The sequence below is a fragment of the Bacteroides coprosuis genome, assembly GCF_020741705.1.
Taxonomy (GTDB): domain Bacteria; phylum Bacteroidota; class Bacteroidia; order Bacteroidales; family Bacteroidaceae; genus Bacteroides_E; species Bacteroides_E coprosuis.
Genome location: NZ_DYYK01000101.1, coordinates 1 through 5,067, shown reverse-complemented (window position 1 = coordinate 5,067; position 5,067 = coordinate 1). Strand labels below are relative to the sequence as shown.

At 31.5% G+C, this 5,067-nt stretch carries 7 protein-coding genes; 6 read left to right on the top strand and 1 reads right to left on the bottom strand.

The features are described from left to right. The 4 genes from K8V80_RS05890 to K8V80_RS05875 form a co-directional block, all read left to right on the top strand. Positions 1-386 (top strand): hypothetical protein (locus K8V80_RS05890; RefSeq protein WP_276776054.1); only part of this gene is annotated, 386 nt, incomplete at its 5' end. A gap of 1,021 nt (positions 387-1,407) precedes the next feature. Continuing rightward, positions 1,408-1,734 (top strand): hypothetical protein, encoded by a 327-nt coding sequence (locus K8V80_RS05885; protein WP_006744872.1) that lies wholly within the window; start codon positions 1,408-1,410, stop codon positions 1,732-1,734. A gap of 549 nt (positions 1,735-2,283) precedes the next feature. Continuing rightward, positions 2,284-2,544: a hypothetical protein gene (locus tag K8V80_RS05880; RefSeq protein ID WP_276776052.1), complete on the top strand. Its 261-nt coding sequence runs from the start codon at positions 2,284-2,286 to the stop codon at positions 2,542-2,544. Positions 2,545-2,974: 430 nt separating this feature from the next. Beyond that, entirely contained in the window at positions 2,975-3,466 is a 492-nt protein-coding gene (locus K8V80_RS05875) for a hypothetical protein (protein WP_276776050.1), read from the top strand. Between the two features lie 112 nt (positions 3,467-3,578). Here the strand turns inward: K8V80_RS05875 and K8V80_RS05870 are convergent, their stop codons facing one another. Next, the gene (locus tag K8V80_RS05870) at positions 3,579-3,767 is read right to left on the bottom strand and encodes a hypothetical protein (RefSeq protein WP_157450718.1); all 189 of its coding nucleotides are present in this window, start codon (positions 3,765-3,767) and stop codon (positions 3,579-3,581) included. Positions 3,768-4,133: 366 nt separating this feature from the next. Between K8V80_RS05870 and K8V80_RS05865 the strand changes: the two genes are divergently transcribed. After that, a complete protein-coding gene (locus K8V80_RS05865) occupies positions 4,134-4,274 on the top strand; it encodes a hypothetical protein (RefSeq protein ID WP_006744875.1) in 141 nt (46 codons plus the stop codon). A 123-nt stretch (positions 4,275-4,397) separates the two neighbouring features. Then, positions 4,398-5,067, top strand: a 670-nt coding sequence (locus K8V80_RS05860) for a P-loop NTPase fold protein (RefSeq protein ID WP_276776047.1), incomplete at its 3' end; no start/stop codon positions are given.

The window sequence follows — 5,067 nt, the reverse complement described above, 5'->3', positions numbered from 1 at the left end:
TAACTACCTATACCATGAAAAACCTAAGATCACAAGAGCGAACTTACACTCTTTGTTCTCTCATTATACTACATATAGTGGGGTATTACATACTCCTCACTTATTTTCGAACCAATTGGAGCATACTGATTTATGGTGTGATCATAATGAGCCTATTCTTTTTGTTTCTTGAAGGTTATCGCTTTCGCAAGGAAGTGAGAATGGCTTACCTAAGCTCTTTCTTTACATTTGGTATGGCTTTTGGATTATCTTTTTTTACAAGTTGGTTCGATAGGCATTTGCTGTCTATTGGTTTTATTGCTTTACAAATGGGTATCTATAAGTTTCTGGCAGGAGAAATTATGCTGAAAATCCCATTTAAAGTACGACGTATGGTTTTAAATTGAAATCAAGTATTCCTACCCTATAAAAAAACTTCCAACCCTACGTAGCAAATGGGTTTGGTATGCCTCTTTACTTTTATGGATAGAGTTTCACAAGAAAGGCATACTCCATAACAGACTTCGATGGCATGGGAGTTTTAAAGCTAATTCTTCACAAAAAACGCCCAATTAAATTTTAAATAAAGCAAAGTCTATTTCGCATAGATATACAGAATTAAAGGATGCGAATTTAGATCTAAGTCAAAAGCTCGTCTTATCAGGGTTAAAATGATAACATGTCGGTGTCAAAGCATCATCATGTCGGTGTCAAAATGAAGCTCTGGTTTTGAGTAGTAAAATAACGCATAATAATACTTCTTTTCTGTGTATAATTAGACTTTAGAAAGAGGAGGATAAAAAGATACTTCTGTATTGTGAATGTATAACTATCCAGATACTTCAAAAGTAAATATTGAATTATTGTAGAAGTACTCTTTCCTGGAGTCTGTATAATAAAATGTAGGATTTATCTCTTATAGTAAATATGGGCTCAAGTTGCTATTTGATTGTTTTATTTCGATAGCATCTATCAATTAGTAAACCAAAAGAGCCTAAATTCAATCATTTATTTACTAAATCACTAAAATATTTTTTGATCTAAAATGAAAGAAGTAAAAACTCTGTAACTATTTTGTACAGCCTTTTAGAGGAATGTTGATCTTAAAATAATTTTCTTTTACACTTGCACGATTACAAACTATTTTGCTCCTTTTCGATAAATATTTAGCTTTATTATTTGCATAATAGTAATCATTTTGTATCTTGTTGGTGCAAATAAGTAGTAATAGATAGATTTGCATAGCAAATAGTTATTTTTTTACTCTCTTTTGGGTAATAAATGCCAAGCTAGCAAACTTTATTCAAATTACGAATGTTAGTAAGTTTATACAGTAAATAGTGAATAACTATTTAACTTTTAAAAAAAGAACACCAGATGAATGATTTAAAATCAGGAATCTGTATTAAAACCAAAACTAGTTAAAAAATGAAATCGCTAAATCTTGAAAAGAGAACATTGATTCTATCAGGAGCAATTCTAGTTGCATTAGCTATAAGCTCTTTAACTTCTAGTATGCTTGCTGCGATTCTAATTATGCTAGTGATGCTTTTCGACTACGACAACGTTAGTTTGCCAAGAAGCAAGACAACAGTAGGAGTGTTGCATGTGTTAGCTACATTAAGTGTTATCTTCCAGTATCTCACTAATGTACCCTATAAAGAAGTATATGTGGGTGTGTTTATATTAGCTATCATGGGAGTTGTTCTTTACCAAGTATTTGCAATTAAGGCGTATAAAAGTGAATTAAACTAAAGAAAGATATTTAGATATACTCATATCAGACCTGAGTTTTATAAGTGTTTAAATTTAAGATTAGTATTCGTATTCAAAAAATGCCATATACAAAGTGAAAAGTATGAGTATTCTAGAATTTAGGATGACATAGGTTTGATGATTTTCATAGATAGTGAGGTTGTTTTTGTCTCAAAGCTTGCACTCGATAGATTGTCTACTATTGATTTTATGTTATAGTAGTGTTTTTATAAGAAGTGTCGCAGTGCTCTACTAATGTTCCCATTCTTAAGCAGGGGTGTTTAAGATTCATGTGTAGAGAGTGTAAGTGTTCAATAGTAAAATAGTTTACAAAATGTATTTGAGTGTTAAGTTATATCGACTTTCCATTGAATGCTAGCTTTGAGACTTAAACAATTTCCTTCTAAAAGCTGTTAAAATAGAAATTAACAGCTTTTTCAGTATAGGTAAAATACTTGTTCTGAATAAAGGATAAATATTTAAGCCATGCAAATATTAAGCTATAAAAGTCGAACGTTGGCTTTAACTGCAATAATTATCATATTGCTTATGGTATATACAATTATACCAAGTACAAAAATTGTATTGGCTGGAGTGGTTCTGTTGGTCTTCGACTTTTGGAAAAACTACGAATCACGAAGTAATGCAGTAGTAATAGGGCTATCGGTAGCCACTTTAATCTCCATAGTTTTGGAGTTTATAAATATCAGCTCTTATCAATTTTATATTGAAATAGGGATTATACTGCTTATTATAGCTACCATTTTGTACTATGTATTTGGTCGTAAAGTTCGCCATAAAGAACTCTAGACATATATGAAATGATCTCGTTGATAAAAATCCTCTCACTTATGACATGAGAGGATTTTTTTATGCAATAACCGTCCAGCTATTTAGAACAATGAGTCTATGTTTACTCTGAGTTGGATATAATTGGATGTAATCTATGTTGTGTCATTACTCTCCCTGGTATTTCTTTGAATAAGTATAATCTTTAAAATAAGCTGTAATAATTTCATAATTAGTCAGTTATGTTGTATATTAGGGATACTGCCTAGTTGAGACAGAAATCTATATTCATTTTACGAACAACATCTTGTACACTGCATTTACCTTATTTATTGAGGGTAGAGGTATGTATATGTAGCTTCTTGATAGATAGGAGAGGATGCAACTCGTAAAAACTTATTTCGATGAAGGCAGGCAATTATTGTTGTATAGAAACTAAACTTGCTAGACTATGAATGTTAATCGCATAAAAAGAGACAAATTAAGTCATATTCAATTGCGTAGACGCTTGGATGATAATAGTGTGCTGATCGAGAACTACGAAATTGATAGTGGTGATGTTCACCAGCGTAAATTTTCTATTTTGCATACTCATCAAGAAGATGAAACACCGATGCTAGTGAAGATAGATTATTTTACAGATAAAGAAAAAGGAGAGAAAATAAAACTAAGCATTCCCAAGAAAGATAAAAAGAACAAGAAAAAATGGGGTTTCTTCCCGAAAAAAAGAGGGAGAGAGATTATGGCTAAAGATCGAATTAATGCCTACAAACGCCTATTTAGGAAGAGTTACTACACCACATTTCGTACAGTAGATGAAATGCTAGGAATGGCAGCCAATGCGTTTGTTGAAGATGTAGATGTAACCTCGCAATACACCAAGTATTCTACAATAAACCCCAATATTAATGAAAAATATATTATTACGATAGATGAAGAATAAACCATAACTACTATTACTCTAGAATGAGCACTAAAGAGTATTAGTAAAAAGTAGGCGTAATCCGATGATTCAATTCGTGATTACGCCTGCTTTTTTTATGCAGTATAACGTATTACTCACTGGTAAATGATTGCGACAGATTATCTCCAATCTGTATGGTGTTCATGTCTAAAACCGATGAGCTAGTATCATTTTCTAGTTGGCTATAATCTACTTGGGCACTAGTAGTTTCATGGTTTGGCGAAAACAACAAAGCTACATAGAGTATGAAGACCAAGAATATAAGTGCAAAAATTTTCATAATGGGCTAAATATGAATTGTTTTGTAATGTTATAACGTTTATCCTTAGATTGAAAATTACGGACAAATAACTTTCTGATCAATAAGGTAAAAAAATTTCTTCAAACGGAAGTATAAAATATGAATTGTTTTTATAAGTTTAGTAAACTTTTGTGTAAGTCTGTTTTCGGTATTACGAAGAAGTTGCAAAAGAGATTATCATCTTGCTTATTTTGTTTCTACAATAAAAAACTTTCTTAATATGTAGCTAGAGTTACAGAAGCATTAAGTTTTTGTTAAGTACCTCCTTTTTAGGTTTAAACACATTATTATTCGTTCTCTTTTATGTAAATTATATAAGTAGAAAAGAACCTAAATAATAGCATTATGAATCCACGCATTGTACAGATATTCCTTGCTTTGGGAATAATAGCTCTAGCAGGAGCAACAATTGAACAGCTTTCCAGAGGTGTGTACAGTTTGATATTCTTGGATATATTCCTTATTCTTGGCACAGCGAAAAGATAAAGAGTATCAATACTTTACGCAATAGTAGTCATTTAGTGTAAATGAGCATTTTAAAATCTTTAAAAGTTCATTTATAGCCTTTTATGTGCTACCTTAAGGGGTAAGCATTAAATTAAATCTATTATGGAAAAAGGCAAATTTATTATTAACGTTGATTCCCTTATCACTGATTTTCAAAAGCACCTAGATAAGAATGATAGATGTATCTTTTCGGGTCGCTTTGGATCGGGTAAAAGTTTCTTCTTAAATCACTTTATTAATCTGCCCGAAGTTCAGGATGAATATGTTTTCATACCTATTTATCCCGTCAATTATCAGATTACGGGTGAGCTTGATGTCTTTGAATGTTTGAAAAGAGATATCTTGCTGAAACTGGTATCCAATCATTACGATTCCATTGATACATCCACCATTTCAAATTCATGGAAGATTGCTTCGTTTCTTAAAACTAGAGGAGTAGATTTAATTAAAGACGTGGGGAATATATTGCCAGATTTAAATATTCCTGGTTTGTCACTCAATACTCCCGGTTTATTTAAAGGACTTAATTGGGTAAGGAAACTTTGGGATGATCATATTCAAGAGGTAACCAAAGGCGTTGAAAATGTTGAAGATTATGAAGTAGATTTCTCAGATGATGATGGTTCTATTTATGAGTTTAATCCTATATCTCAGCTCATTTATGATATTATAGATAGCATGAAGAAGAGACTACAAAATCAAAATAGGAAAGTAGTGTTGATATTGGAAGATTTAGATAGAATGGCTCCTGAGTGTATATTCCGTATATTAA

Bases quoted from the DNA above. Each gene is read 5' to 3' on its own strand.
- K8V80_RS05885 (WP_006744872.1), top strand. From the start codon at position 1,408: ATGAAATCGCTAAATCTTGAAAAGAGAACATTGATTCTATCAGGAGCA.
- K8V80_RS05880 (WP_276776052.1), top strand. From the start codon at position 2,284: ATGGTATATACAATTATACCAAGTACAAAAATTGTATTGGCTGGAGTG.
- K8V80_RS05875 (WP_276776050.1), top strand. From the start codon at position 2,975: ATGAATGTTAATCGCATAAAAAGAGACAAATTAAGTCATATTCAATTG.
- K8V80_RS05870 (WP_157450718.1), bottom strand. From the start codon at position 3,767: ATGAAAATTTTTGCACTTATATTCTTGGTCTTCATACTCTATGTAGCT.
- K8V80_RS05865 (WP_006744875.1), top strand. From the start codon at position 4,134: ATGAATCCACGCATTGTACAGATATTCCTTGCTTTGGGAATAATAGCT.